The 25,158-nt window shown below is 69.5% G+C and carries 28 protein-coding genes and 1 pseudogene; 10 read left to right on the top strand and 19 right to left on the bottom strand.

The window, feature by feature from the left end; translation table 11 throughout:
* Nucleotides 1–43 precede the first annotated feature (43 nt).
* The 12 genes and pseudogenes from soxZ to CBM2586_RS15825 all read right to left on the bottom strand — a co-directional run bounded on the left by soxZ (nucleotide 44) and on the right by CBM2586_RS15825 (nucleotide 9,284).
* On the bottom strand, nucleotides 44–355 hold the full coding sequence (gene soxZ / locus CBM2586_RS15770) for a thiosulfate oxidation carrier complex protein SoxZ (protein WP_111521230.1): 312 nt from the start codon (nucleotides 353–355) through the stop codon (nucleotides 44–46).
* A gap of 48 nt (nucleotides 356–403) precedes the next feature.
* Nucleotides 404–859, bottom strand: coding sequence for a thiosulfate oxidation carrier protein SoxY (gene soxY, locus CBM2586_RS15775; protein WP_115688369.1), 456 nt, complete (start codon nucleotides 857–859; stop codon nucleotides 404–406).
* 156 nt (nucleotides 860–1,015) lie between these two features.
* Nucleotides 1,016–1,342: a c-type cytochrome gene (locus tag CBM2586_RS15780; RefSeq protein WP_025586035.1), complete on the bottom strand. Its 327-nt coding sequence runs from the start codon at nucleotides 1,340–1,342 to the stop codon at nucleotides 1,016–1,018.
* Between the two features lie 118 nt (nucleotides 1,343–1,460).
* The gene (locus CBM2586_RS15785) at nucleotides 1,461–2,495 is read right to left on the bottom strand and encodes a c-type cytochrome (RefSeq protein WP_115688371.1); all 1,035 of its coding nucleotides are present in this window, start codon (nucleotides 2,493–2,495) and stop codon (nucleotides 1,461–1,463) included.
* A complete protein-coding gene (soxC, locus tag CBM2586_RS15790) occupies nucleotides 2,479–3,828 on the bottom strand; it encodes a sulfite dehydrogenase (RefSeq protein WP_115688373.1) in 1,350 nt (449 codons plus the stop codon). Before soxC ends, CBM2586_RS15785 begins: the two co-directional genes overlap by 17 nt.
* A 117-nt stretch (nucleotides 3,829–3,945) precedes the next feature.
* Nucleotides 3,946–4,365: an ArsR/SmtB family transcription factor gene (locus CBM2586_RS15795; RefSeq protein WP_025586038.1), complete on the bottom strand. Its 420-nt coding sequence runs from the start codon at nucleotides 4,363–4,365 to the stop codon at nucleotides 3,946–3,948.
* A gap of 51 nt (nucleotides 4,366–4,416) precedes the next feature.
* Nucleotides 4,417–5,307: pseudogene (locus CBM2586_RS15800) on the bottom strand (EamA family transporter).
* A gap of 128 nt (nucleotides 5,308–5,435) precedes the next feature.
* Nucleotides 5,436–6,701, bottom strand: coding sequence for an NAD(P)/FAD-dependent oxidoreductase (locus CBM2586_RS15805; protein ID WP_115688375.1), 1,266 nt, complete (start codon nucleotides 6,699–6,701; stop codon nucleotides 5,436–5,438).
* Between the two features lie 12 nt (nucleotides 6,702–6,713).
* Nucleotides 6,714–7,091 carry a c-type cytochrome gene (locus CBM2586_RS15810; RefSeq protein ID WP_115663615.1) on the bottom strand — a complete coding sequence of 126 codons (378 nt, stop codon included), beginning with the start codon at nucleotides 7,089–7,091 and terminating at the stop codon, nucleotides 6,714–6,716.
* Nucleotides 7,092–7,255: 164 nt separating this feature from the next.
* Nucleotides 7,256–8,143, bottom strand: coding sequence for a BON domain-containing protein (locus CBM2586_RS15815; RefSeq protein ID WP_115688377.1), 888 nt, complete (start codon nucleotides 8,141–8,143; stop codon nucleotides 7,256–7,258).
* A 55-nt stretch (nucleotides 8,144–8,198) separates the two neighbouring features.
* Complete coding sequence (locus CBM2586_RS15820; protein WP_115663613.1) at nucleotides 8,199–8,786, bottom strand: phosphoheptose isomerase; 588 nt, start codon at nucleotides 8,784–8,786, stop codon at nucleotides 8,199–8,201.
* Nucleotides 8,787–8,873: 87 nt separating this feature from the next.
* Nucleotides 8,874–9,284, bottom strand: coding sequence for a YraN family protein (locus CBM2586_RS15825; RefSeq protein WP_115688379.1), 411 nt, complete (start codon nucleotides 9,282–9,284; stop codon nucleotides 8,874–8,876).
* 18 nt (nucleotides 9,285–9,302) lie between these two features.
* Here CBM2586_RS15825 and rsmI point away from each other — a divergent pair, with 18 nt between their 5' ends.
* Nucleotides 9,303–10,208: a 16S rRNA (cytidine(1402)-2'-O)-methyltransferase gene (gene rsmI / locus CBM2586_RS15830; RefSeq protein WP_115663612.1), complete on the top strand. Its 906-nt coding sequence runs from the start codon at nucleotides 9,303–9,305 to the stop codon at nucleotides 10,206–10,208.
* Between the two features lie 84 nt (nucleotides 10,209–10,292).
* Here rsmI and CBM2586_RS15835 read toward each other — a convergent pair whose 3' ends face one another.
* Nucleotides 10,293–11,060, bottom strand: coding sequence for a septal ring lytic transglycosylase RlpA family protein (locus tag CBM2586_RS15835; RefSeq protein WP_115688381.1), 768 nt, complete (start codon nucleotides 11,058–11,060; stop codon nucleotides 10,293–10,295).
* Between the two features lie 270 nt (nucleotides 11,061–11,330).
* Between CBM2586_RS15835 and CBM2586_RS15840 the strand changes: the two genes are divergently transcribed.
* From CBM2586_RS15840 to CBM2586_RS15850, 3 genes are all read left to right on the top strand, one after another.
* Nucleotides 11,331–11,981, top strand: a complete 651-nt coding sequence (locus CBM2586_RS15840) for an MBL fold metallo-hydrolase (RefSeq protein WP_115688383.1) — start codon at nucleotides 11,331–11,333, stop codon at nucleotides 11,979–11,981.
* 4 nt (nucleotides 11,982–11,985) lie between these two features.
* A complete protein-coding gene (locus CBM2586_RS15845) occupies nucleotides 11,986–12,642 on the top strand; it encodes an exonuclease (protein WP_115688385.1) in 657 nt (218 codons plus the stop codon).
* A gap of 206 nt (nucleotides 12,643–12,848) precedes the next feature.
* Nucleotides 12,849–13,076, top strand: a complete 228-nt coding sequence (locus tag CBM2586_RS15850; RefSeq protein ID WP_012354224.1) for a hypothetical protein — start codon at nucleotides 12,849–12,851, stop codon at nucleotides 13,074–13,076.
* 68 nt (nucleotides 13,077–13,144) lie between these two features.
* Here the strand turns inward: CBM2586_RS15850 and arsC are convergent, their stop codons facing one another.
* Complete coding sequence (gene arsC, locus CBM2586_RS15855) at nucleotides 13,145–13,504, bottom strand: arsenate reductase (glutaredoxin) (protein ID WP_115663608.1); 360 nt, start codon at nucleotides 13,502–13,504, stop codon at nucleotides 13,145–13,147.
* Between the two features lie 169 nt (nucleotides 13,505–13,673).
* On the opposite strand from arsC, the gene CBM2586_RS15860 reads away from it, so the two are divergent.
* Nucleotides 13,674–14,282, top strand: a complete 609-nt coding sequence (locus tag CBM2586_RS15860; RefSeq protein WP_115688387.1) for a GNAT family N-acetyltransferase — start codon at nucleotides 13,674–13,676, stop codon at nucleotides 14,280–14,282.
* A 197-nt stretch (nucleotides 14,283–14,479) separates the two neighbouring features.
* Here CBM2586_RS15860 and CBM2586_RS15865 read toward each other — a convergent pair whose 3' ends face one another.
* Both CBM2586_RS15865 and CBM2586_RS15870 read right to left on the bottom strand, forming a co-directional pair.
* The gene (locus CBM2586_RS15865; RefSeq protein WP_115688389.1) at nucleotides 14,480–15,748 is read right to left on the bottom strand and encodes a M20/M25/M40 family metallo-hydrolase; all 1,269 of its coding nucleotides are present in this window, start codon (nucleotides 15,746–15,748) and stop codon (nucleotides 14,480–14,482) included.
* A gap of 54 nt (nucleotides 15,749–15,802) precedes the next feature.
* Entirely contained in the window at nucleotides 15,803–17,068 is a 1,266-nt protein-coding gene (locus CBM2586_RS15870; RefSeq protein WP_115688391.1) for an allantoate amidohydrolase, read from the bottom strand.
* Nucleotides 17,069–17,463: 395 nt separating this feature from the next.
* On the opposite strand from CBM2586_RS15870, the gene CBM2586_RS15875 reads away from it, so the two are divergent.
* The 5 genes from CBM2586_RS15875 to CBM2586_RS15895 all read left to right on the top strand — a co-directional run bounded on the left by CBM2586_RS15875 (nucleotide 17,464) and on the right by CBM2586_RS15895 (nucleotide 22,679).
* Nucleotides 17,464–18,861 (top strand): C4-dicarboxylate transporter DctA, encoded by a 1,398-nt coding sequence (locus tag CBM2586_RS15875; RefSeq protein ID WP_115688393.1) that lies wholly within the window; start codon nucleotides 17,464–17,466, stop codon nucleotides 18,859–18,861.
* Nucleotides 18,862–18,908: 47 nt separating this feature from the next.
* The gene (locus CBM2586_RS15880) at nucleotides 18,909–19,601 is read left to right on the top strand and encodes a GntR family transcriptional regulator (protein WP_115663604.1); all 693 of its coding nucleotides are present in this window, start codon (nucleotides 18,909–18,911) and stop codon (nucleotides 19,599–19,601) included.
* Nucleotides 19,602–20,162: 561 nt separating this feature from the next.
* Nucleotides 20,163–20,966 carry an SDR family oxidoreductase gene (locus CBM2586_RS15885; RefSeq protein WP_115688395.1) on the top strand — a complete coding sequence of 268 codons (804 nt, stop codon included), beginning with the start codon at nucleotides 20,163–20,165 and terminating at the stop codon, nucleotides 20,964–20,966.
* 53 nt (nucleotides 20,967–21,019) lie between these two features.
* Nucleotides 21,020–21,799 (top strand): enoyl-CoA hydratase-related protein, encoded by a 780-nt coding sequence (locus tag CBM2586_RS15890; protein ID WP_115688397.1) that lies wholly within the window; start codon nucleotides 21,020–21,022, stop codon nucleotides 21,797–21,799.
* 46 nt (nucleotides 21,800–21,845) lie between these two features.
* Entirely contained in the window at nucleotides 21,846–22,679 is an 834-nt protein-coding gene (locus CBM2586_RS15895; protein ID WP_115688399.1) for a crotonase/enoyl-CoA hydratase family protein, read from the top strand.
* Between the two features lie 10 nt (nucleotides 22,680–22,689).
* On the opposite strand, the gene CBM2586_RS15900 is transcribed toward CBM2586_RS15895, so the two are convergent.
* The 3 genes from CBM2586_RS15900 to CBM2586_RS15910 form a co-directional block, all read right to left on the bottom strand.
* Nucleotides 22,690–23,070: a DUF2784 domain-containing protein gene (locus CBM2586_RS15900; protein WP_115688401.1), complete on the bottom strand. Its 381-nt coding sequence runs from the start codon at nucleotides 23,068–23,070 to the stop codon at nucleotides 22,690–22,692.
* 17 nt (nucleotides 23,071–23,087) lie between these two features.
* Entirely contained in the window at nucleotides 23,088–24,008 is a 921-nt protein-coding gene (locus tag CBM2586_RS15905; protein ID WP_115663599.1) for a LysR family transcriptional regulator, read from the bottom strand.
* A gap of 182 nt (nucleotides 24,009–24,190) precedes the next feature.
* Complete coding sequence (locus CBM2586_RS15910) at nucleotides 24,191–24,883, bottom strand: hypothetical protein (RefSeq protein ID WP_115688403.1); 693 nt, start codon at nucleotides 24,881–24,883, stop codon at nucleotides 24,191–24,193.
* Nucleotides 24,884–25,158: the final 275 nt, after the last annotated feature.

Genomic DNA, 25,158 nt, shown 5'->3' on the forward strand with positions numbered 1-25,158 from the left:
ACAGCGCGGCGTGCCGGCGGCATGCAGCCGTGGCCGGGCAGCCTCAGGCGATGGTGGCCTCGTCGGTGCGCTTGTCGCCCTTGTTGTCGGTCCAGGTCACGGCCACCTTGTCGCCCTTGGCGCCGCCCTTGAACTTGAAATTCAGGAACGGGTCCTTGGATACCGCCGGGCCGAACTGGGCGCGGAACACTTCCTTGCCCTTGCACTGGGCGCTCACGGTCTGGATATGCCAGGCCGGGACGACCTTGCCGGACGCGTCCTTGCGCTGGCCGGTCTCCATGTCGTGCTTCATCAGAATCTTGACGTCCACCACGCCGCCGTTTTCGGTGGCGCGTACGCGCATCGGGTCTGCCATGTGTTTCTCCTGTTGCAGTTTGGCGGGAATCTCGGTCCGGGCGCGGCGTCAGCCGCCGCAGCCGCCCAGCGTGACCTTGATTTCCTTCGATGCCACGTACCACTTGCCGCCCGCCTTGACGGCGGCGTGCACCACCGAGGTCTGGCCCATCTTCACGCGCGTGGAGACGAACGGCTCGGTGCCGGCCGGGATGATGAAGTCGGCGGCCAGGGTGTTGGGGTTCTTTTCCACCAGGATCGCGATCTGCTCGGTATCCGGCAGGGTGCTGGTCACGGCCACCGGCACCACGGCGCCGTTCTCGGCGATATCGGGCGCGGTAAAGGTGATGGCGGTGCTTTTCTCGGTGCCGCTGCCGCCGAGGGCCTTGATCACGTCGGCAACGCTCTTGCCGTCAAAGGCGTTCTTGTTCCACTCGGCCGCCTGCGCTTCGCTGATCAGGCCGGTGGCGGCCATCAGCGACAGGACAGCGGTGACCAGCAGCACTTCTCGTCGTTTGGAATTCATTGCTTGCTCTCCGGCTACTCCGTTCCAGTCGGTCGTGGACCGTTTCAGGGGTGTTGCTTGCGGCCGGTACATGGCCGGCCGCTGGTTGTCCCAGGCCGCGCGGCATTCACCGCCCGGCCCGGTGCATCGGCGGACTGCCCGCTGTGGCAGTCGGTCTTACTTGGCGGGGGCGCCTGCCAGCACCCACTCCACCACGGTCTTCAGGTCGGCGTCGCTGAGGGCGGCGTTGGCCGGCATCGGCACCGGGCCCCACACGCCCGAGCCACCGCTCTTGACCTTCTTGCTCAGGGTCGCCAGGGCGTTCTTGTCGCCCTTGTACTTGGCCGCCACTTCCTTGTAGGACGGGCCGACCAGCTTCTTGTCGACCTGGTGGCAACCCATGCAGGCGTTCTTGTTGGCGATCTCCTGTGCCTTGGCGGCATCGACCGCGTGGGCCGATGCGGCGGCGCCCAGCATCAGCGCTGCGATGACAAACTGCTTCATTGTTAAGCTCTCCAAGCTCTGTAAAGCCGTGGGGACGGCAAAGGCCGCGCGGGCCGTGCTGCAATGGCCTGGCGGCACACACTGGCCGCCGCCCGGGGGCACTGCGGCGGCCAGTCCGCTATTTTGCCTCAAGAATCCAGCCCACCATGGCCTGCACGTCCGAATCGGGGATTTGCGGCTGCGGCGGCATCGGCACGGCGCCCCACGCGCCCTGCCCGCCCGCCTTGACCTTGCGCGCCAGTGCCGCATGCGCATCCTGCCCCTTGTACTTGCCCGCGATGTCGGCGAACGACGGCCCCACCAGCTTGCGGTCCATCGCGTGGCAGGCCACGCACTGGTATTGGCTGGCCAGGCGCGCGCCGGGCGCGGGCGCCGCGGCGGCCACGGCGCCGCCGCCTGGCCTGGCCGTGGCTGCGGCGATGCCGCGCACCGGGCCGAACCCGCGCTGCTGCTGCGCCAGGTCGCCATGGGCGTCGCGGGCATAGTCAGGCATCGACGAGGCGATCGCGACCTGGTCGGCGCAGCGCGACATGCACGCGGTGTTGCGGGTATCCGGGCGGCCGCGCCCCGGCCACAGGCCGTGGTCGATGGTCATGCCGGCGCGGTTGGGCATGCGCCGCTGGACCTCGGCGATATTGGCGTCGGACAGCGCAAAGTCGGCCGGCACGATCTCGCCCAGGTGGAGCAGGTAGGCGGTGACCGCATAGACCTCGTTCACGCTCAGGCTCTTGGGCGCGTTCCAAGGCATCGCGCGATGGATGTAGTCCCACAGCGTGCTGACGGTGCTGACCTTCATCAGCGTGGTGCGGTACGGCTGGTTGCCGGTCATGCCGGCGACGCGTCCGCGCCGGATGTCCTGGGCAGTGGTGCCGCCGACCAGTGGCGTGAAGACTTCGTTGGATTCGCCGAAGTCGCCGTGGCACGACGCGCACTTGCCGTCCCACACCTGCTGCCCCTGCGCGACGGTGCCGCTGCCCCTGGGCAGGCCCTTGAAGTCCGGGCGCACGTCGATGTCCCACGCGGCCACCTCCGCCGGCGTGGCGGTGCGGCCGAGTGCCGCACGCGCTTCATCCGTGCCGGCTGCCGCCGGTGCGGCGGCGCCGGCCGCCAGCAGCAGCGCGGCGGCGACCCTGAGCTCAACCCACATGGACATTGGTCACCTCGCCGCCGGCCGCCACCTGCCAGCTCTGGATCGCGTTGTTGTGATAGATCGAGCGCGTGCCGCGCACCGCGCGCAGCTGCCCCAGCTGCGGTTGCACGTAGCCGGTCTCGTCGATGGCGCGGCTTTGCAGGATGGCCGGGCCGCCGTCCCAGACCCAGTCCAGGTTGAAGCGGGTCAGGCACTTGGACAGCACCGGCGCTTCCAGCCGCGCGGTGCGCCAGTTGCGCCCGCCGTCGGTCGAGACATCGACCCGCCTGATGCGTCCGCGCCCGGACCACGCCAGCCCGCTGATGTTGTAGAAGCCCTTGCCCACCAGTTGCTGGCCGCCCGACGGCGTGGTGATGACCGACTTGCATTCCTGGATCGAGGTGTACTGGCGCAGCTTGCCGTCGGGCATCATGTCGACGTAGTGGATGGTCTCGTCCTTGGCATTCCAGGGCTGGTCGCCCAGTTCCAGCCGGCGCAACCACTTGACCCACGACACGCCCTGCACGCCCGGCACCACCAGCCGCAGCGGATAACCATTCTCGGGCCGCAGCATCTCGCCGTTCATGCCCCAGGCGACGATGATCTCGTCGGCCAGCTCCATCGGGATGGTGCGGGTCATCGACGAGCCGTCGCCGCCCTCGGCCAGCAGGTAGCGGCCGCGGCGCAGGTCGGCGCCGGCGTCGTCCAGCAGCACCCGCAGCGGCACCCCGGTGAATTCGCAGCACGACAGCATGCCGTGGGTGTATTGCACCGTCGGCACCGCGACGTTGCCCCACTCCATGCCGGTGTTGGCGCCGCATTCAATGAAGTGCATGCGCGACACCGCCGGCAGGCGCATCAGGTCGTCCATGGTGTAGACCCGCGGCGTGCGCACCAGCCCGTTGATCATCAGGCGATGGCGCGCCGGGTCGAGATCGTGCCAGCCCTGGTGGTGGCGCTCGAAGTGCAGGCCGTTGGGCGTGATGATGCCGAAGAAGCCCTGCAGCGGCGCGAACGCCACCGAGGCCGCCGACACCCGGGTCAGGCCGGGCGATTCGCGCCGGATCAGGCTTTTTTCATGGACCGAGGGCTGGCCATAGGGGCGCGCGGCCACCGGCTGTCCGAGCGACGTGGCCCAGGGCTGCGGCTGCAGGATGGCGGCATCGCCGTCCGCGGCCAGCGCGTGCCGGCCCGCCGCGGCCGCGGCAATGCCGGCGGCGGCGCCGAGGAAGCTCTTGCGCAGAAAGTCGCGCCGCGGCGCGTCCAGGCCGTGCCGGCCGATGTCCTGCTGCAGCGATGCGCTGACGAAGTGCTCGGGCGCGGGCACGATGCGCCCGGGCCGGTTCCGTTCCTGCAATGCGGTCTCCTCCGGCGCGCTCGCCCCGGTCGGTCAGACCGGTCGGCGTGCCTGTTGTACAGGGCGCTGCCACGGGTGCGGCGCCGCCGTTTGCTGCCGGAAGAGTGGTGGCGCGGCTTAGCCCGCGCTGCGCCGCCGGCGCGCCGGGGCCTCCGGCGCGGGCTGTGCCATGAAGCGGTCGACCACGCCGGAGGGCAAGGCGTTGTCCTCCAGCCGGCTCGCCACCTGCACGCAGACCGTGCGGCACAGCTCGATCACGCTTTCGTCCGCAATGGCGTAGAACACCAGGTTCGCCTCCTTGCGGCGCGACAGCACGCCCGAGCGGTACATCGCGTTGAGATGCCGCGACACGTTGGTCTGGGACGAACCCACCGTCTCGACCACCGTGCTGACCGGCTTCTCGCCATCGCACAAGGCGTGCAGGATCTTCAGCCGCGTCGGCTCCGCCAGCAGGCTGAAGTAACCCGATACCTTTTCGAACACGCGATCCAGCTCTTCCATGCCGTCCAATATATTCGTATATGCGTGAATGCGCATATAGTGTTTACCCATTGATGCAGCACAACATGAGGCGCCGCGCGCGCCGGTTCAGCGGCGCGCCAGCGTCCTGCCCGCCCACAGGCGCTGGCCGAACACGTTGAGCAGCAGCCCCGCCATCACCACCGCCGCGCCGATCCACTGCAACCCCGGACAGGTCCTCGCCCAGCAGCACGTGCGCCGACACCAGCCCCACCACCGGCACCAGCAGCGTCAGCGGCGCTACCTGGCTGGCCGGATAGCGCGTCAGCAGCCGGCCCCACATGGTGTAGCCGAACACCGTCGCGGCGAACGCCAGGTACGCCACCGCGAACACCGCCATGCCCGACACCTGCGTCACGCTCTGCACGATGCGCGCCGGGCCCTCGAACCACAGCGACAGCAGCGCGAACGGCACGATCGGCACCAGCGCGCCCCAGATTACCAGCCCGAGCAGGTCCACGGGGCCGATCTTCTTGCTGACAATATTGCCGCTGGCCCAGCAGAATGCCGCGCACAGGGTCAGCCCAAAGCCACCGCGCTCATGCCGCCCATGCCGCCCGCACCGGCGCCGATCAGGGCCAGCCCGCCTGCCGCCACCGCCATGCCGGCGAGGTTGTGCCAGCGCACCGGCTCGCCCAGCCACAGCGCGGCGATCGCCAGCGTGAAGAAGGCCTGCGACTGCAGCACCAGCGACGCCAGGCCGGCCGGCATGCCGACCGCCATGGCGTAGAACAGGAAGGCGAACTGGCCCAGGCTGATGGTGGCGCCGTAGGCCAGCAGCAGCCGCCACGGCACGCGCGGGCGCGGCACGAACAAGATAGCCGGGAACACCACCAGCAGGAAGCGCAGCGCCCCAAGCAGCATCGGCGGCACGCCCGCCAGGCCGACCTTGATCACGACAAAGTTGACGCCCCAGACGCAGATGATGGCGAGGGCGAGGAGACGGTCTCTGGCTTGCATGGAAATGCCGTGCGCGGGCGCGCGGAGTTCGATCGGGACGCCCAGGGTAGCAGCGCCGGTGCGCGCGGCCTTGCACGTTCTTGCGGTTTGGTGCGGGCAACGCCTGGCGCCCGCACCACCGGCGGTGGCTAGCCCAGCATCTCGGCCCAGATCCCCTTGGCCCATGCCAGCGCGTAATCGCCCTCCAGCACCGTCGGGGCCGGCGACAGCCCGCCCGAGCCCGGCACCGTGACCATGGTCTTCTGCGCCGCGTCGTAGCGATGCACGCTCGACACATGCACTGCCTCGCGATCGGAGGTAAAGCTGTAGCAGGTGTTGTTGTACAGCGGCTCCGGGTCCGGGGCGCGCTCCGACAGCAGCGCCACCAGCGCCGCCGCCGCGACCTTGCCGTGCTGGTTGGCCATATGGCCCGACTTGGGCATCAGCGGCGCGATCTGGATGGCATCGCCGATCACATGGATATGGGCCGCGGCGCGCGACTCGAAGCTGAGGAAGTCCACCTCGCACCACTTGCCATTGGCGGTGGCGAGACCGGCCGACACCGCGATCGCGCCGGCCCGCTGCGGCGGCAGCAGGTTGAGCACGTCGGCGCGGACATCGTCCTGCACCTCGAACTTGAGCGTGCGCGTGGCGGGATCGACATCGGCCACCTCGTGTTGCGGCCGGTATTCCACCATGCCGGGGTATTGCGTGGCCCACACCTGGCGGAACAGCGCGGCCTTGGAGGTGATGTCGGCATTGGCGTCCAGGATCAGCACCTTGCTGCGCGGCTTGTGCTGGCGGAAATAGTGCGCCACCTGGCAGGCGCGCTCGTATGGTCCCGGCGGGCAGCGGTACGGCGCCAGCGGCACGCTGATGGCATAAGTGCCGCCATCGGGCATCGCCTCGAGCTGGCGCCGCAGCGCGACAGTCTCGGGGCCCGCCTTCCAGGCATGCAGGATCTGCTCGCCGCCGGGACGCTTCAGGCCGGGCAACGCGTCGCGCATCATCTCGACGCCGGGCGACAGCAGCAGGCGGTCATAGGGCAGCACGCTGCCGCCGGCCAGGCGCACGGTCCGCTTGGCCGGGTCGATGGCGACCGCAGTGTCGCGCGCGAGCCGCACGCCGTGGCGGCGCACCAGTGCGTCGTACGGCAGCGTCAGGTCGCCGAGCTGGCGGCTGCCGCCCAGCACCAGGTTCGACAGCGGACACGAGACAAAGGCCGGATTCGGTTCGACCAGCGTCACCTCGATCGCCTGGCCGCTCCATTCGCGCAGGTAGCGGGCCGCCGTGGCCCCGCCATAGCCGCCGCCGACCACCACCACCCTGGCGCGGGCCGCGGCGCGCGCGGACCGGATCCCGGCCGCATCCAGGACTGCGGCGCCCGCGGCGCCGAGGAAGCTTCGTCTGTGCATGGCTGGCTCCTGTCAGCGCACGGCGGCAAACCACGCCGCGATCGCGGCGATCTGGTCGTCGCTGTAACCCTTGGCAAGCTGGTGCATCACCGTCGCCGGGCGCGTGCCGGCCTTGAACGCTTGCATCTGCGCGGCCAGCTCCGCCTGCGGGCGGCCGGCCAGCGACGGGATCGTGCTGCCCGCCGGGGCCCGGCCGGCCGGGCCATGGCAGCTGGTGCAGGCGGCGGCCTGGCTGCGCGCGCGCAGCGCGGCATCGGTGGCCTGGGCCGGCGCACCGCCGGGTCCGGCCGACAGCGCCGGCTGGGCAAACAGCATCGCGGCCAGCAGCGCCCATTGCGGGGCGGATCGCGGCGGCACACGCCAGGCAGGCCGGGGGATCGTTGTTGTCATGGGCTTGCTCCGTCTGGGGCCGGCGCAGCGTTATCGCAGTCAGCCAGCGTGGCAACCGTAGCACATCGGCCGGGCCTGGTGTGCGTAGCAAAGCGCAGAACGAAAAACGGCGCCCGCATAAGCGGACGCCGTCTGACCGGCCCGAGCCGGTGAGCCCGCGCGCCTCAGGGCAGGTTGCGGCCGGGCGGCAGCGCCACCGGCGACGTGACCGGGGCCGCGACCGGGGCGACGGTGGCGCCAGCGGTTCCCGTGGTACCCGCGGTGCCCGGGGTGGCGCCGGCCGGGGCGTCGATCGGCCCGCCCACGCCCGGCACCGACTGCACCGGCGCCGGCGTGCCGACGCTGCCGTCGAACGACGGGTTCTGCGAGGTCGAGGCCGCATCCAGGCGCGCGCGCTCGGCGTCGTTGACGTAGTCGAAGGCCTTGACCACCTTGGTCACGCCCGAGGCATTGCGCGCCACGTCGGTGGCCCGGTCGCCCTCGGCGCTGGTGACCACGCCCAGCAGGTAGACCACGCTCTTTTCCGTGGTGACCTTGATCGAGTTGGACGGCACCCCTTCGGCGGTCATCAGCAGGGTCTTGACCTTGCTGGTCAGGTAGGCGTCCTGGCTCTGGGTCATGAAGCCGGGCGAGTTGACCACCTCCAGCTCGTTGATCACCACGCGCGCATTCTGCAGGCCGCGCACGTACTGCTCGACCTGCTGCCTGACGCTGTCGTTGCTGGCCTCGCCGGTCAGCAGCACCTTGCGGTTGAACACGGTCACGTTGACGCGAGCCTGGCCGCTGAAGCGCGAGTTGATGGTGTTCTCGGCCTCCAGCTGCAGGCCGCGGTCGACGGTCTGGGTGGCGGCCGGGCGTCGGTCGGTGGCCATGGCCACGCCGGTGCCCATGGCGCCGGCGATCACCGGGAAGCAGCCGGCCAGCTGCGTGGCGCACACCAGCGCGGCCGCGGCCAGGCCGGCGCGGCCCAGGCCGGAACTGGCCAGGGGGCGGGAAGGATGGCGCGCGTCCGCGCCGTTCCGGGAGGCTTGCGTAGTGGGCAGATGGGTCATGCGGTCCTTGCTGTGTCGGGATGTTGGGAATTGGAGGGTCGGCGGATGCCCGGCATCACGCTTCCCCGAGCAGGGCCTCGTCGATGCCGTTGCACAGGCAGTGCAGCGTCAGCAGGTGCACTTCCTGGATGCGCGCGGTGCGCTCGCTCGGCACGCACAGGTGGATGTCGAATTCATCGAGCAGGCCGGCGATGGCGCCGCCGCCCTTGCCGGTCAGCGCCACCACCGCCATCTCGCGCTGGTGCGCGGCGGCCACGGCAGCCATGACGTTGTCCGAATTGCCCGACGTGGAAATCGCCAGCAGGATGTCGCCGGGCTGGCCGAGTGCCTCGACCTGCTTGGCAAACACCTTGCTGAAGTCGTAGTCGTTGCCGATCGCGGTCAGGATCGAGCTGTCAGTGCTCAGCGCGATCGCGGCCAGGCCGGGGCGTTCGCGCTCGAAGCGCCCGACCAGCTCGGCGGCGAAATGCTGCGCCTGCGCCGCCGAGCCGCCATTGCCGCAGGCCAGGATCTTGTTGCCGCTGGTCAGCGCGCCGACCATGCGTTCCACCGCGGCGTCGATATAGGGGGCCATCACCGCCGCAGCCTGTCGCTTGGCTTCGGCACTGTCTAGGAACTGTTGCTGGATACTGTCGATACTCATGGCTCTGGGGCCTGTTTGTTGCCATGGCGATCCGCGAATCGCCCCTCATGTCTGCCGCTTAGGCTTTCCGCCGATATCTGCCGTGCATTATGACGCAGGCCCGGCGGCATCCAGGTCAAAGGCCTGCTGCAGCCACTCCAGCCGGCCGGGTTCGAGCGCCACCACGTCGAAGCGGCATGGCGGCACCCGGGCCAGCGTGGCCAGGTAGTGCCCGGCGGCCAGCAGCACGCGCCGCTGCTTGGCCGGCGTGACGCTGGCCGCGGCGCCGCCGAAGCCACGCCCACTGCGCTGGCGCACCTCGACGAACACCAGCGTGCCGTCCGGCGCGCGCATCACCAGGTCGATCTCGCCGCCTTTGCAGCGATAATTGCGCACCACGGGCTCCAGGCCCTGGCGCCGCAAGTGGGCCAGGGCCCGGTCCTCTGCCTGCGCCCCGCGTGCCTGCCGGCTTGGCGCCCGCCTGCCCGGCCCCTGCGTGGTGGATTTGAATGATCGCATCAACGGAAGTTCTCAAGCATGAGTGACTGGATCTCCCTGGCGGCAAGCCAGTCGTACCCGGCCGGCACGCTTTATGTCGTGGCCACGCCCATCGGCAATGTCGCCGACCTGTCGCTGCGCGCGCTGCATGTGCTGGGGCTGGCCGACGCGGTGGCCTGCGAAGACACCCGCAACACCGGCCAGCTGCTGGCGCGCGTCGGCCTGCAGCGGCCGCTGGTGGCGGTGCACCAGCATAACGAGCGCGAGGCCGCGTGCCGCATCGCCGAACGCCTGGCGGCGGGCGAGCGCATTGCCTATGTCTCGGACGCCGGCACGCCGGGCATCTCGGACCCCGGCGCGCGGCTGGTCGAGGCGGTGCGCGCCGCCGGCCATCCGGTGGTGCCCCTGCCCGGTCCCAGTGCGGCGGTGGCGGCGCTGTCGGTGGCGGGCGACCTGCTCGATGCCGGCGCGGGCCGCTTCACCTTTGCCGGCTTCCTGCCGCCCAAGCCCAAGGCGCGCGCCGAGGCGATCGCCAGCCTGGCGGCGCTGGATCACGCCTGGGTCTGCTACGAGGCGCCGCACCGCATCGCCGACACCCTCGCCGCGCTGGCCGCGGGGCTGCCGGGCGAGCGCCGGGTGCTGGTCGGGCGCGAACTGACCAAGCTGTTCGAGGACATCGCCGTGGTACCGGTGGCGCAGGCGCCGGCCTGGCTGGCGGCCGACCCGAACCGGGCCAAGGGCGAATTCGTGCTGGTGGTGGAAGGGGCCGGCAGCGCCGCCGCCGATGGTCTGCCGGACGCCGAAGCGCAGCGCGTGCTGGCGCTGCTGCTGGCCGAGCTGCCGGCCAAGCGCGCCGCCAAGCTGGCGGCCGCGATCACGGGCGCGGGCACCGACGCACTGTATCGGCTGGCGCTGGCCCGGCGCGCCGGCGACGCCGACGCATGATGGCGCGGCCCGCGCGCGGGCCTGCAGGGCAGAAGTTAAAGAGAAGGTGTCAGCGCGCGGCGGCATGCGGCGGCGCCGGCGCGCTCAGTGGCGCTTGCGATTGAGGGTCTTGCCGCTGGCCTTGGCTGCCTTGCGCGCCTTGGCGGGCGCCAGCGAGCTGGCCAGTTCCGGCACGGACACGTCGTCATCGCCGCTGCCGTCGCCGGCCTCGGTGCCGCCGGCATCCACCTGCGGGCCCAGCGCGGCGACTTCGGTGCGGGTCAGGCGGCGGATCTCGACATTGGTGGCGCCGCGCTCGACAAAGCCCAGGTGGCGCGCGGCGCCGTAGGACACATCGAGCACGCGGTTGCCGTGGTATGGGCCGCGATCATTGATGCGCAGCACCGCAACCTTGTTGTTGCGCAGGTTGCGCACCAGCACCCAGCTGTCCAGCGGCAGCGACGGATGCGCCGCGGTCATGGCGCGCATGTCGAAGCGCTCGCCGTTCGCGGTCTTGCGGCCATGGAAGCCCTTGCCGTACCACGAAGCCACACCGCGCTGCTCGAACGTGCCGATGTCGGCGCGCAGGCCTTCGAGCGAATTGCCGCTGCGGCCTTCGTCGGGGTCATAGCCGAACAGGTTCCAGCTGCCGGTTTCGGGCGCGCGCGCGCCGGGCCTGGCGTCGGCGCGTTCGGTCCTGGCGGACTTGCTGTTTTTTGCCGCGCGCGTCGGCACGGCATCGCCGGCGTCGGTGCCGGCGATATCGCTTTCAGGCGGCGTGGCACAAGCGGCCAGCACCACGGCGCATGCGGTGCATGCGCCGAGCTTGGCCAGCCGTTGCCAGCGCTTGGTGAGAGCGGAGAGCCGTAACATGGGCGGCAGTCTAACATTGACTGTTTGGGACTATCTCTTTCAATTTGTTACGAAATCTGTGCGATTTCGCACGATCGGGGCCTAATTGGCGGAATCCCGCTTGTGGCAAGGGATTCAGGCCGATGTGGCATGGTCCCCGGCGGGTACCCCATTCACCACATCGAAGGTGCCGGACGGGCCCGACGTTGCCGGCGCTACAATGCGGGGCACCGCCCCAATCGCGCCGCCAGGACACCTGGCCCGGTACCCCGCCGGCCACATAAGACCTCGATGAAAGCCCTGCTCATTCCCGTCACGCCCTTCCAGCAGAACTGTTCCTTGCTGATCGATGAAAGCACCGGCGCCGCCGCGGTCTGCGATCCCGGCGGCGACCTCGACCGCATCCGCGCGGCGGTGAAAGAGCATGGCGTCACGCTGGAAAAGATCTTCCTGACGCATGGCCATGTCGACCATTGCGCCGGCGCCGCGGCCCTGTCGCGCGAACTCGGCATCCCGATCGAGGGCCCGCAACAGGACGAGCGCTTCTGGATCGAGCAGCTGCCCGAGCAGACGCGCCGCTTTGGCTTCGGCCACGCCGAGAGCTTCGAGCCCGACCGCTGGCTCGAGAACGGCGACACCGTGCAGTTCGGCAGCGAGACCCTGGAGGTCTACCACTGCCCCGGCCATACCCCGGGCCACGTGGTGTTCTTCTCGCGTTCCAACCGGCTGGCGGTGGTCGGCGACGTGCTGTTCGCCGGCTCGATCGGCCGTACCGACTTCCCGCGCGGCAACCACGCCGACCTGATCCGCTCGATCCGCACGCGGCTGTGGCCGCTGGGCGAGGATGTGACGTTTATCCCGGGGCACGGCCCGGTCTCGACCTTCGGCGAGGAACGCCGCCACAACCCCTTCGTCGCCGATCACCTGGTCGACGCGGGCTGAGGCCATGGCCAAGCGACAGGCGCCCGACACTCGTCCCGAGATCTACGTCAGCACCGACGTCGAGGCCGACGGCCCGATCCCGGGCCCGCACTCGATGCTGTCCTTCGCCTCGGTGGCGATGCTGGCCGACAAGACCGTGCTCGGCACCTTCTCGGCCAACCTCGAAACCCTGCCCGGCGCCGCCGGCCACCCGGTGCAGATGCAGTGGTGGCAAACCCAGCCCGAAGCCTGGAGCGCATGCCGGCGCCACCTGCAGCGCCCCGAGGACGCCATGGTGCGCTATGTCGAATGGGTCGAGGCCCTGCCCGGCAAGCCGGTCTTCGTCGCCTTTCCGGCGGGCTTCGATTTCACCTGGATGTTCTGGTACATGATGCGCTTCGCCGGGCGCTCGCCGTTCGGCTGGGCCGCCCTCGACGTCAAGACCCTGGGCTTCGCGCTGACCGGGCGGCCCTATCGCAAGACGGTCAAGGCGGCCTTTCCGGCTGGCTGGCTGGATCCGTTGCCGCACACCCATGTGGCGCTCGACGATGCGATGGAACAGGGCGCGCTGTTCTGCAACATGCTGGCGACGCTGCGCGAGCGTGAGGCGGCGCTGGCAGCGCTCACGCCTGAAGAGGAAACCAGCGCAAGCGTGCCCTCACCTCCTCCGACGCCGGCCTGATCGTCTTTTGCACCGCATCAAGCTTGGCGGCATGTCCCTTGCAGGCCGTCGCTCGCAACCGGCGCCAGCCCGCCTATAGTAGAAGCGGATATGGCGTTACCGGGCGAAACGAGCCATGACTAACCGGCGCACTTGCGCAGCCACGCCATATGCCGTTTGAGCCATCCTGCCCGGACCGCGCGGCGCCTGCCGAGGAGGTGTCGATCATGCGTTTCCCTACCGACCTGCACTTGAGAGACCTGGCTGGCCGGATCCATTGGCCGCATGCCACGCGCGACGCCACGCCCATCACCCATCGCCATTCCTCGGATGAGGACGCCGAAGTCGCCAAGGCCACGCTCTACGTCAGCACCGTGACGCTGGTGGTGCTGCTGGTGGTGCTGGCGGCCATCGCTTTCGGTCAGGAGGCCATGCACTGGCTGGGTGTTCATTAGACGACCCCGCCTGAAGCAGACTGCCTCGCAGACCGGCCGGCCTCCACACCGTGGGGGCCGGTTCTGTTTCAGGCCAGCAGCGGCGCCACGTTCTCGGGCGGGCGGCCGATCGCGGCGCGGCGGTTGCGCACCACCACCGGACGCTGCAGCAGGATCGGATTGTCGGCCACGGCCGCCAGCAGTTCGGCATCGGTCAGGCCAGGGTCGGCCAGGCCCAGTTCTGCATAGGGGGTCTCGTTGTCGCGCAGCATCTCGCGCACCGGCACGCCCAGCAGGGTGTGCAACTGGCGCAGCGTCGACAGCGACGGCGGATCCTTCAGGTACTCCACGATCTCCACCGGCTCTCCCAGCCGCTCGGCGGCGGCCTGGACCAGGGCGAGGGTCTCGCGCGACTTGGAGCAACGGGGGTTGTGGTAGATGGTGATCATTCAGGTCCTCTCTTGTCATGGCCGCGCCCCGCGGCGGGGCATCGGCACTAATGCGGTGCAAATCCACCCGCACTATATACAAGACCGCGTCCTGCGCGCAGCATCATCCGTGCATCACACCGGCACGCATCCTGCGTGGGAGCGGTTCTTGCCCCAGGCGCCATTTCCGATGACTTCCATTCCTGTTTCCACCACCGGGCCACGCGGCAACGGCACGCGCCAACCCTTTGCGCTGCGTGAAGCCACCCGCGCCGACCTTCCCGCCATCCACGCCATCTACGCCCACCACGTGCAGCACGGCCGCGCCTCGTTCGAGGAAGTGCCGCCGAGCCTCGACGAGATGCAGTTGCGCCTTGCCGAAGTGCACCGCAAGGGCCTGCCCTACCTGGTTGCCGAGCGCGACGGCGAGGTGCTGGGCTACGCCTATGCCTCGCCCTACCGCGCGCGCAGCGCCTACCGCTTCGCCATCGAAGACTCGATCTACATCGACCATCGGCGCGTCGGCGAAGGCCTGGGCCAGGCGCTGCTGGCGGCGCTGATCGCCCGCTGCGAAACCGGCCCGTGGCGCCAGATGGTCGCCCTCATCGCCTGCACCGCCACCGGCGAAGGCGCGGGCTCGCTGGCCCTGCACGAACGGCTGGGCTTCCGCACCGTCGGCCGGCTGGAAGCGGTGGGCTTCAAGCATGGGCAGTGGATCGATACGGTGCTGATGCAGCGGATACTGGGTGCGGGGGCGGCGACGCTGCCGGTGCAGGCGGAATCGGCTTCCGTTCGATGAGGCGGCTGCGCGGCTGCAGCATCTTCCTGAGCCTGGAACGGCGAGCCGCGCACACATCGCGGCGTCCTTTATAGCCAGCCAGGATAACAACAGCCATTAACCCGGCCGTCCCCCCAACACAATGCAAAACGCCACGGAAACCCGTGGCGTTTTGGATTAGCCAGCCGTCTGTTGGCGCTCTGGCAAATCGGCTTGCCTTACTTCATCAGGTCCGACAGCGCCAGCGCCACCACCTTGGTGGCACGGTTCAGGTCGTTCAGGCGCAGGTTCTCGTCCGAGTTGTGGCCGCGAGCTTCCATCAGCGTGCGCGGGCCGGCACCGTACAGCACGGTGGGGATGCCGCGCTTGGTGTAGTGGCGGGCGTCGGTGTAGAGCGGCACGCCCTGCACCGGGATCTCGACGCCGAAGACCGACTCGGCACGGCTCTTCAGCGCGCCGATCAGCTTTTCCACGCCCGGCAGTTCCGACAGCGGCTCGGCCAGGATGATGCGCTCGACCTTCACTTCGATGCCGGGGCGGTCCTTGGCGGCCTTCTCGACCACGGCGCGGATCTCGCCCTCGGCGTCGAAGCCGATTTCCTCGGGGATCATGCGGCGGTCGACGCGGAAGGTCACCAGGTCAGGCACCACGTTGGTGTTGATGCCACCCTTGATCAGGCCGACGTTCAGCGTGGCGGTGTCGATCCCCGGCACCTTCGACTTGCGCGTCGCCAGTTCGGCGCGCAGGCCGTAGATCGCCTGCAGGATGTGGGTGGCAGCCTCGATCGCGTCGACGCCGGTGTGCGGCATGGCGGCGTGGCCCTGCTTGCCCTTGACCGTCACCTCGACGTGCAGGCAGCCGTTGTGCGACGAGGTGATGCCGTACGAAAACCCGGCCGAGATGGCGTAGTCGGCTTTGCTCAGGTTGTTGTCCAGCAGGAACTTCGGACCGATGTCGCCGCCGGTTTCCTCGTCATAGGTGAACTGCAGCTCGACCGCGCCGTTGATCTTCGCGCCCTGCTTCTCGGCTTCCATCAGCGCCAGCACGGCGTAGGTGTAGGTGGCGAAGTCCGACTTGGACACCGCCACGCCGCGCCCGTACATGACCGGGCCATGTTCGCTGTCGGCGATCTCGCCGCCGTACGGGTCCTTGGTCCAGCCCAGGCCGGGGGGCACCACGTCGCCGTGGGCGTTCATGGCGATGGTCGGGCCGCCCGTGCCGAACTGCTTGCGCACGATCAGGTTGGTGGCGCTGATCATGCCGGCGGCCTTGACCTGCTCGTCGGGCACCTTGTGGGCCTCCACCGTGAAGCCCAGGTCCTCCAGCAGTTCCTTGGCGCGCTTGCCGTGCGCGTCGCAATCGCCGGCCGGGTTGTCCGACGGCACCTTGACCAGTTCGGCCAGGAAGGCTTCCTGCTGCGGGCGGTGCTGGTCGATGAACTGCGTCAGCGTGGTTTCGATGGGGTTCATATTGTCTCGTGCGGTCATGACTTGTTCTCGTAACGACTGAAGGAGGTTCGGGTATGGCTTCCGGGCGCTGGCTTATTGCGGCAGCCGGAAGTGCTCGACGAAATCGCTGAACACGCGCGCGGACAGTGCGGCATCCTCGGCGGTCATGGTTTCGGTGGGATGGTGGCTGATGCCGCCGTTGCCGCAGCGCACGAACAGCATGGCGACATCGGCGATGGCGGCAATCGCCATGGCGTCGTGGCCGGCGCCCGACGGCAGGTGGCGCACCGGCACGCCCTGGCGGGCGATGGCGGCGGCCCATTGCTCTTGCAGCCACGGGGCGCAGGGGACGCTGTTGGCCTCGTGGGTCTTGCGGATCTGCGTGCGCACGTTGCGGCGCGCGCAGACGCGCTCGATTTCGGCCAGCACGTCGTTGACGGCGGCCTCGCGCTCGGCGTCCTCGCCGGCGCGGATGTCGATGGAAAACACGGCGCGGCCCGGCACCACGTTGGTGGCGCCGTTGGGCACGTTGAACTGGCCCACGGTGCCGACCAGGCCCGGCTTGCCGCCGCAGCGCTTCTCGATATACAGGCCGATCTCGGCACCGGCCATGGCGGCATCGCGGCGCATGTCCATCGGCACCGTGCCGGCGTGGCCGGCCAGGCCTTCCAGTTCGACGATAAAGCGCGTGGCGCCGGAAATCGCCGTGACCACGCCGACCGGCAGGCCCTCGTTCAGCAGCACCGGGCCCTGCTCGATATGCACCTCGATGAAGGCCGCGACCTTGCTGCGGTCATGCTTGGCGGCGGGCAGGTCGGCGGCGTCGAAGCCGGCCTCGCGCATCACTTCGCGCATGGTCTTGCCGCTGTCGTCGACGTTGTCCAGCACCTTCGTGTCGAAGGTGCCGGCGATGGCACGGCTGCCCAGCAGCGTGGCCTTGAAGCGCACGCCCTCTTCCTCCGCAAAGCCGACCACTTCGAGCGCGAACGGGAAGCGCTTGCCCTGGCGGTTCCACTCTGCCACGCAGGCGATCGGCAGGATCACGCCCAGGTTGCCGTCATAGCGGCCGGCGTCGCGCACGGTGTCGAAATGCGAGCCGGTCAGCAGCGCCGGCGCGTCTGGCGTGGTGCCCTCGTAGCGGCCGATCACGTTGCCGGCGGCATCGCGCCGCACCGTCATGCCGGCCTGCTGCATCCATTCGGTCAGCTGGGCGGCGGCGCCGTGGTGGGCCTCGGTCAGGTAGGTGCGGGTGAGCATGCCGGGTTGCTCGGTGTGGACGGCCAGGGCATCGGCCCAGGCCATGATGCGCGTGCCTACCTCTGCGGCTGCCGGCGTGCCGGCCGACGGATTTGCTGCCATGCGTGTCTCCTGCTGGAAGTGCGTGAATGCCGCGGCGGCGTGGCTGGCGGGGTGCCAGTGCGGGCGGGTCGCCCATGGCCGAAGCTCTATTCTGTGCGATTCATGGTAGCACAGTGAATTCAAAAATTGCATACAAAAATGATATGCACTATATTCGGTTCCACGTTCAGACAATCCGCCACGGACAATCCGGTCCGGACAGCGGATTGCGTGGATTCCGCCCCAACAGGGGGGCTGTCCGCGCGGTGGCGCGTTCCGGACCAGGAGCCCCGCCCGAGACGTAAGGCCGGCAGCCCACCCAGCCGTCAGAGCAGTACGGGGCCGCCGGTGATTCCTGGATCGAAAATGGGCCAGCCAGCGCACACGCAAAGGGCCGGCCCGGCACGGAGACAACCATGCAGCACGCAGTTCCCTCGCAGCACCGCCCGGGCACCCCACGCCTGCACACCCGCTTTACCCGCTCGCTGTTCGGCCAGGTGCTGATCGCCCTGGTGATCGGCACGGCACTCGGCCTCGCCTTCCCCGAATTCGCCGCCAAGCTCAAGCCGCTCGGAGATGCCTTTATCAAGCTGATCAAGATGCTGATCGGCCCGATCGTGTTCTGCGTGGTGGTGGCCGGCATCTGCGGCGCCGGCGAGCTGAAAAAGGTTGGCCGCGTCGGCATCAAGGCGGTGGTGTATTTCGAGATCGTCACCACCATCGCGCTGGCGCTGGGCATCCTGCTGGCCTATGTGTTCCAGCCGGGCGTGGGCATGAACGTCGATCCCCGTTCGCTCGACGCCTCGGCCATCGCCGGCTTTATCGACAACGCCACCAAGGTCAAGGACCAGGGCACGGTCGACTTCCTGCTCAAGCTGATCCCCAATACCGTGTTTGGCGCCTTCGCCAACGGCGACGTGCTGCAGGTGCTGCTGGTATCGGTCCTGTTCGGCTGCGCGCTGTCGCTGGTGGGCGAGCCGGGCCGGCCGCTGGTCAAGCTGATCGATACCTTCTCGCACACGCTGTTCAAGATGATGGGCTTCATCATCAAGCTGGCGCCGCTGGGCGTGCTGGGCGCGGTGGCCTTCACCGTCGGCAAGTACGGCATCGGCTCGCTCAAGCAGCTGGGCTTCCTGGTGTTCCTGTTCTATGGCGCGGTGATCATTTTCGTGCTGGTGGTGCTGGGCACGATCATGCGCGTGTGCGGCTTCTCGGTGATCAAGCTGATCCGCTACCTGCGCGCCGAGTTGCTGGTGGTGCTGGGCACGGCCTCGTCCGACAGCGTGCTGCCGCAGGTGATGAAAAAGCTGGAGTTCATGGGCATCAAGAAGTCGGTGGTGGGCCTGGTGATTCCGACCGGCTACTCATTCAACCTGGATGCGTTCTCGATCTACCTGACGCTGGCCGCGGTGTTCATCGCGCAGGCCACCAACACGCCGCTGGCGATGGCCGACCTGCTTGGCATCCTGGCGGTGGCCCTCGTCACCTCGAAGGGCGCGCACGGCATTCCCGGCTCGGCCATCGTGATCCTGGCCGCGACGCTGTCGGCCCATCCCGCGATCCCGGCGATCGGCCTGGTGCTGGTGCTGTCGGTGGACTGGTTTATCGGCATCGCGCGCGCGCTCGGCAACCTGATCGGCAACTGCGTCGCCACCGTGGTGGTGGCCGCTTGGGAGAAGGATATCGACCGCGCCCGCGCCCATGGGGTGCTGAACGGCACCATCGAGGCATCCGACCTGGATGCCGGGCTGGCCGCGATGGCGCAGGACGCCGCTGCTCCGACCATCGTGCCGGGCCCGGTCGCAGGGCGCTAGAATCACGCATCTCCCCCACCGCGCAGCCTCTGCGCAAGTGCGCTGCCATGCCCGAGCATATCGATCCTGACATGACCGCCGAAGCGATCGCCGACGACATCGTCGGGGCGATCGTTTCGCACCGCCTGCCGCCCGGCACCAAGCTGCGCGAGGAGGCGCTGGCCAGCGTCTATCGCGTCAGCCGTACCAAGGTGCGCGCGGCGCTGCTGATGCTGTCCAAGGACAAGGTCATCCAGATCGTGCCGGACAAAGGGGCATTCGTGGCCAAGCCCAGCGCCGAGGAGGCGCGCGAGGTGTTCGCCGTGCGCCGCATCCTCGAAGCCGCGCTGGCGCGCGAGTTTGTCGCCAAGGCCACCGCCGCCGACTACAAGCGCATCGACCGCCACCTCGCGGCCGAGCGCAAGTCGCTGGCGGGCAACGATGCCCAGGTGCGCACCCGGCTGCTGGGCGACTTCCATATCGTGCTGGCCGAGGTGGTCGGCAACGGCGTGCTGACCGAGATGATGCGCGAGCTGTCGGCGCGCAGCGCGGTCATCACCATGCTGTACCAGTCGCGCCGCGACGCGGCCTGCTCGTCGGACGAGCACCGCGAGTTTATCGAGGCGGCCCGCGCCGGCGATGTCGAGCGCGCCGTCACGCTGATGGTGGACCACCTGGGCCACGTCGAAGGCGCGCTGCATTTCGAGGAAACCGCGCCGGTGGCGCGCGGCAAGGACCTGGTTGCCGCGTTGCTGGCCTAGGCGCCTGCCCTTCCCCTCTCTCCGGCCTTGGTGCCGGCCACTTGACGTGAGTCAAAGCACCCCGGGCCGCCCGCGCGCAAACTTCGTCTCGCCATGAAGACGCGGGGGCGCACTTCATGAGCAACTTGCCTGTCGGCACCTCATCGTCGGCAGGCTGCCCGCACGCTGCAACGGTGTGCGGGCTTTCTTTTTTCTGAGGACTGGCTTCCGCGCCGCGGAATGTCGCCCTCCCCGCGGCCTGGCCACCGCGCACTCCCGACCCGGTTTTTTCCCTTTGCCGCCAGCGAGTTGCAGCGCACGGGCGGCGTTCCGCCCCCCTCCCGAGGCGGCGTCGGCGGCCGGCGATATTGCCGGCCAGCGTGAAATCGAATCCCGGCTTCGGGTTAGGATCCCGGAGGCCCTCCCAAGAGGCCGGCGCCACCTTCGCAGTTCGCGGGCGGACGCACACCAGAACAGAAACATGGAGACCGCCATGCGCCATCGCGCGATACCTGCCGCGCCTTCGCGCCGGCGCCAGCCTCCCCCCACTTTGTGCTGACCTCCGATCGAAAAGGACTTCCCATGCCCAGTGCCTTCCGCCCCGACGCCTTTGCCGGCAAGACCGTATTCGTCGCCGGCGCCTCGTCCGGCATCAACCTTGGCATCGCGCACGGCTTTGCGCGCGCCGGCGCGCGGCTGGCGCTGATCAGCCGCACCGCCGAGCGCATCAAGGCCGCCGCCGACACCATCACCGCGGCCGGCGGCACCGCCATCGGCATGGCCGCCGACGTGCGCGACTACGCCGCGGTCGAAGCCGCCCTGGCGCGTGCGCAGGACGAGCTGGGCCCGATCGACGTGGTCATTTCCGGCGCCGCCGGCAATTTCCTGGCGCCGGTGGTGGGCATGTCGGCCAATGCCTTCAAGACCGTGGTCGATATCGACCTGCTCGGCACCTTCAACGTGTTCCGCGCCAGCTTCGACCACCTCAACAAGCCGGGGGCGTCGCTGATCGCGATCACCGCGCCGCAGGCGGTCAACGCCATGATGTTCCAGGCCCATGCCTGCGCCGCCAAGGCCGGCATCAACATGCTGATCAAGTGCCTGGCGATGGAATGGGGCCCGGCCGGCGTGCGCGTGAACGGCATCTCGCCCGGCCCGATCGCCGACACTGAAGGCATGGCGCGGCTGGCCCCGACGCCCGAGGTCGAGGCCCGCTACAAGGCGCGCCTGGCGCTGCGCGACTACGGCAGCAAGGACGACATCGCCGACGCCGCGATGTACCTGAGCAGCGACAACGCCCGCTACGTCACCGGCACCATCCTCGACTGCGACGGCGGCAGCAAGCTCGGCGACGCCTCGGCCGACGCGCTGAAGCAGCCGCAATAGACGGCGGTACCGGATCTCGCACCCGCAACGACACAGAAACCAGGAGAACCACCATGACGGCAACCGTCCTCTACCAAGCCAGCGAAGGCGTGGCCACGCTGACCCTGAACCGCCCGGAGGTGCTCAATGCACTGAACGCCGACATCCTGCGCGAACTGCGCGAGGCCGTGGACCGCGCCGCGGCCGACGCCGAGGTGCGCGCCGTGCTGCTGACCGGCGCCGGCCGCGGCTTCTGTGCCGGCGCCGACCTGGCCGCGCGCCAGGGCGGCGGCGTGTCCGATTCCGGCACGCTGCTGCGCGAGCGCTACCACCCGATCATCATGGCGCTGCGCGAGATGCCCAAGCCGGTCATCACCGCGGTCAATGGCGTCGCCGCCGGTGCCGGCATGAGCGTGGCGCTGGCGGGCGACGTGGTACTGGCGGCGCGCTCGGCCAGCTTCCTGCAGGCGTTCTCCAAGATCGGCCTGATCCCGGATGCCGGCAGCACCTACTTCCTGCCGCGCTACGCCGGCGAGATGCGCGCCCGCGCGCTCGCCATCCTGGCCGAGAAGATCGACGCCGAAGAGGCCCACCGCATCGGGCTGGTGTGGAAGATCCATGACGACGCCGCGCTGCTGGACGAGGCCGGCAAGCTGGCCCGCCACCTGGCAACCATGCCGACCATGGCCTACGCCATGATCAAGCAGGCCCTCAACCAGAGCCTCGGCAACGACCTGGCCGCGCAGCTGGAAGTGGAAGCCACGCTGCAGTCGCGCGCGAGCCGCAGCGAAGACTGCCAGGAAGGCGTGGCCGCCTTCGTCGAGAAGCGCAAGCCGCAGTTCAAGGGCCGCTGAGCGCAGCGGCCAGCACGCACCACTGCCACTGACAAGGAGCCCGCGCATGAGCGCCAGCAACGAACGTATCCTGGTGACGGTCGAAGGCGGTGTCGCCGACGTCCGCCTGAACCGCCCCGACAAGATGAACGCGCTCGACCAGGCCATGTTCGATGCCCTGATCGAGACCGGCGAACAGCTCGCGCGCCTGCCGGACCTGCGCGCCGTGGTGCTGTCCGGCGCAGGCCGCGCGTTTTGCGCCGGGCTCGACATGGGCCGCATGGCGGGCATGCTGTCGGACGACGCGGGCGCGTCGCAGCACGACAGCATCGGCGCGGGCCGGCTCGGCCAGCGCACCCACGGCCTCTCCAATCGCCCGCAGTACGCCTGCATGGTGTGGCGCGAGCTGCCGGTGCCGGTCTTCGCCGCGGTGCATGGCGTGGCCTTTGGCGGCGGGCTGCAGGTGGCGCTGGGCGCCGATGTGCGCTACGTCGCGCCGGATGCCAGGCTGTCGGTGATGGAGCTGAAATGGGGGCTGGTGCCCGACATGGCCGGCATGGTGCTGACGCGCGGGCTGGTGCGCCCCGATGTGCTGCGCGAGCTGATCTACAGCGCGCGCGTGCTGAGCGGCAGCGAGGCGTGCGCGCTGGGCCTGGGCACCTGCCTGGCCGACGATCCGCGCGCCGCGGCGCTGGCCGCGGCACGCGAAGTCGCGCAGAAGAATCCGGACGCCATCCGCGCCGCCAAGCGCCTGATGGCAGTGGCGGAGTACGGCGACGCCGCCGCCATCCTGCAGGCCGAGTCGGACGAGCAGGACCGGCTGGTGGGCTCGCCCAACCAGCGCGAGGCGGTGCTGGCCAACCTGGAAAAACGCGCGCCGCGCTTCGAGCCGGGCGGCTGAAGCCGGCCGCTCAACGGTCGGCATGGCGGTGGCGCCGTCGGCGCCACCACAGCGCATAGATCGCGACGTTCACCACCAGCACCACCAGGCCCAGCCACAGCTGCACCGCGAGCGTCAGCCCCGCCGGATAGATCAGCGGCAGCAGGTAGCGCTCGACAAAGCCGCCGCTGTAGCCGGCCTGCCCGGCGACCCGCCGCAGCATGTTTTCCAGCGGCGTCAGCGGGCAGAGCCAGCCGGCCCATTCGATCAGCACGCCCCACACCGCCGCCGGCAGGTGCACCCATGCGGCGCGCGGCCAGCGCAATACCAGCAGGCCACCCGCCACCACGAACACGATGAACAGCGCGTGCGCGATCACGACCAGATCGGCCAGCCAGGCGGCGATGGGCATGGCGTGCGGCGGCGGCCTCAGTTGCCGCCCGCCGTTTCCATCCAGTAGCCCGGGCGCGCGAACTGCGCCTTCAGGTGTTCGATGAAAAAGCGGATCTTGGCTGGCACCGGACGCTGCTGCGGATACACGGCGAGGATGTCGTAGGCCGGCAGCGCGTATTCGTCCAGCACCGTGATCAGCTCGCCGCTCTCCAGCTGCGGCAGGATCTCCCAGGTGGAACGCCAGCCCAGGCCCAGGCCCTCGCCGGTCCAGCGGTGCAGCAGCTCGCCGTCGTTGCAGTCCAGATTGCCGTTGACGCGCACGGTCACGGCCTTGCCGTTCTGGCTGAAGTACCAGCCGCGCTGCTGGCCGCCCTGCAGGTTGAACGCCAGGCAGTTGTGCTGGGCCAGGTCATCCAGGGTCTGCGGCACGCCATGCTTGGCAAAGTACGCCGGCGTGCCGCACACCACGCGCTTGTTCGACGCCAGCTTGATCGCGACAAAGTTCGGATCGATGGCGCCGCCGATGCGGATGCCGACGTCATAGCCCTCGCGCACCAGGTCGACCACGCGGTCGGTCAGGTTGAAGGAGATCTGCACCTCCGGATTGCTGGCCAGGAACGCCGGCGCGTGCGGCGCCACGTGCTTGCGCCCGAATGCCGCCGGCGCCGACACGATCAGGTGGCCGGTGGCCTTGTGCTTGCCTTCGGCGATCAGCATCTCGGCGCGGTCGAGGTCGGCCAGCGCCTTCTTGCACTGCTCCATGAACACCGCGCCCTGCTCGGTCACGGCGATGCGGCGCGTGGACCGGTGCAGCAGCTTGACGCCGATGCGGGCTTCGAGCGCGTTGATGCGGCGGCCGATCATTACCGGCGTGACGTTCTGCGTCAGCGCCGCGGCCGCCATGCTGCCGTGCTCCACCACGGCGATAAAGGCTTCGATTTGCTTGAGTTTGTCCATCGGATATTGGTCTCCCGGGCGCCATTGTGCGGCATCGCCGGGGTTGTGGCATCCCTGTGCGGCTGATGGGCCGGATCGAGGCCGGCGCATAAAGGGCCGAATATGGGCCGCATAAGGGCCGCATAAGGGCCGCAGCCGGCGCCCGCCACGGGCACGCGGCGGCACCCGCTACGCGGGCAGGATCAGCCCGCGCCGGCCGTGCGCTTGCCGAGCTGCGCGTTCAGCTCGGCCGCCTCGCCCAGCACATGGGCCAGGCGCCGCAGCGGCCGGCTGCATTGCAGATGCAGGTACAGGTAGCAGGCGGCGCCGCTTACGACCATCACGCCGTAGAGCCACAGCAGCGCGCCGGCCATGGCCTGCTGGCGCGGCAGCGCGGCCATCACCGCGGCGGCCGGCGCCAGCGCCAGCAGCACCGCCAGCGTGCGCGCCGCGCCTTCCCAAAGCCGCAGTTGCAGCGCCACGCGCCGCTGGCGCGCCTGCAGTTGCTGCGGCGGAATCCGCGCCAGCCGGCGCAGCAGCGCGTCCTCGGCGGCGCTGTCGCGGTCCAGCTCGGCGGCCTGCCAGCGCAGCGGATCGCGCAGCCGCGCCAGCACCGTGCCGGCGCGCGCCAGTCCCGCGCCGACATAGCAGGCGGCGGCCAGGGCCAGCAGGGCCTCGAAGCCGCGCAGCGACCACAGCGGCACGGGATGCTTCAGCCCCACGCGCCACACGGCCAGGCCGGCGCCACACAGGAGCGTCGCGGCCAGCGCCGCGACAAAGCCGAGCCACAGCGCGCGCCGGCTGTCCGGCGCGGACCCGGGGGTGGACGCGGACTCGGGCGCGGCGGCGGCAAGCGCTTCCAGCAGTTCGTAGGTGGACGGCAGCCTGGAATACATGGTCGGCCCGGATGGCAGGGAATGCCGTCATTTTGCCGCAGCGCGCCGCGGCGGCACGTCGGCGCACGGGCGTACCCGCTGCTGCGCGGCGTGTCCGTACCGTCACACCACATATCCAATGGCATGCATCGGCGTACCTGGGCCGACCGTCCGACCGCGCTTTCCGGCCCATATTGCGTACTACAGGTATCGAATCAACTGATCGCTCTTCTGTTTATCCCAACCGGCTTGCGGGAATAGGATCGACTCCAACGAAATTCCCACCATTACCGGAG

Origin of the sequence: Cupriavidus taiwanensis, assembly GCF_900250115.1 — a bacterium.
In the GTDB taxonomy this organism is placed as follows: Bacteria; Pseudomonadota; Gammaproteobacteria; order Burkholderiales; family Burkholderiaceae; genus Cupriavidus; species Cupriavidus taiwanensis_B.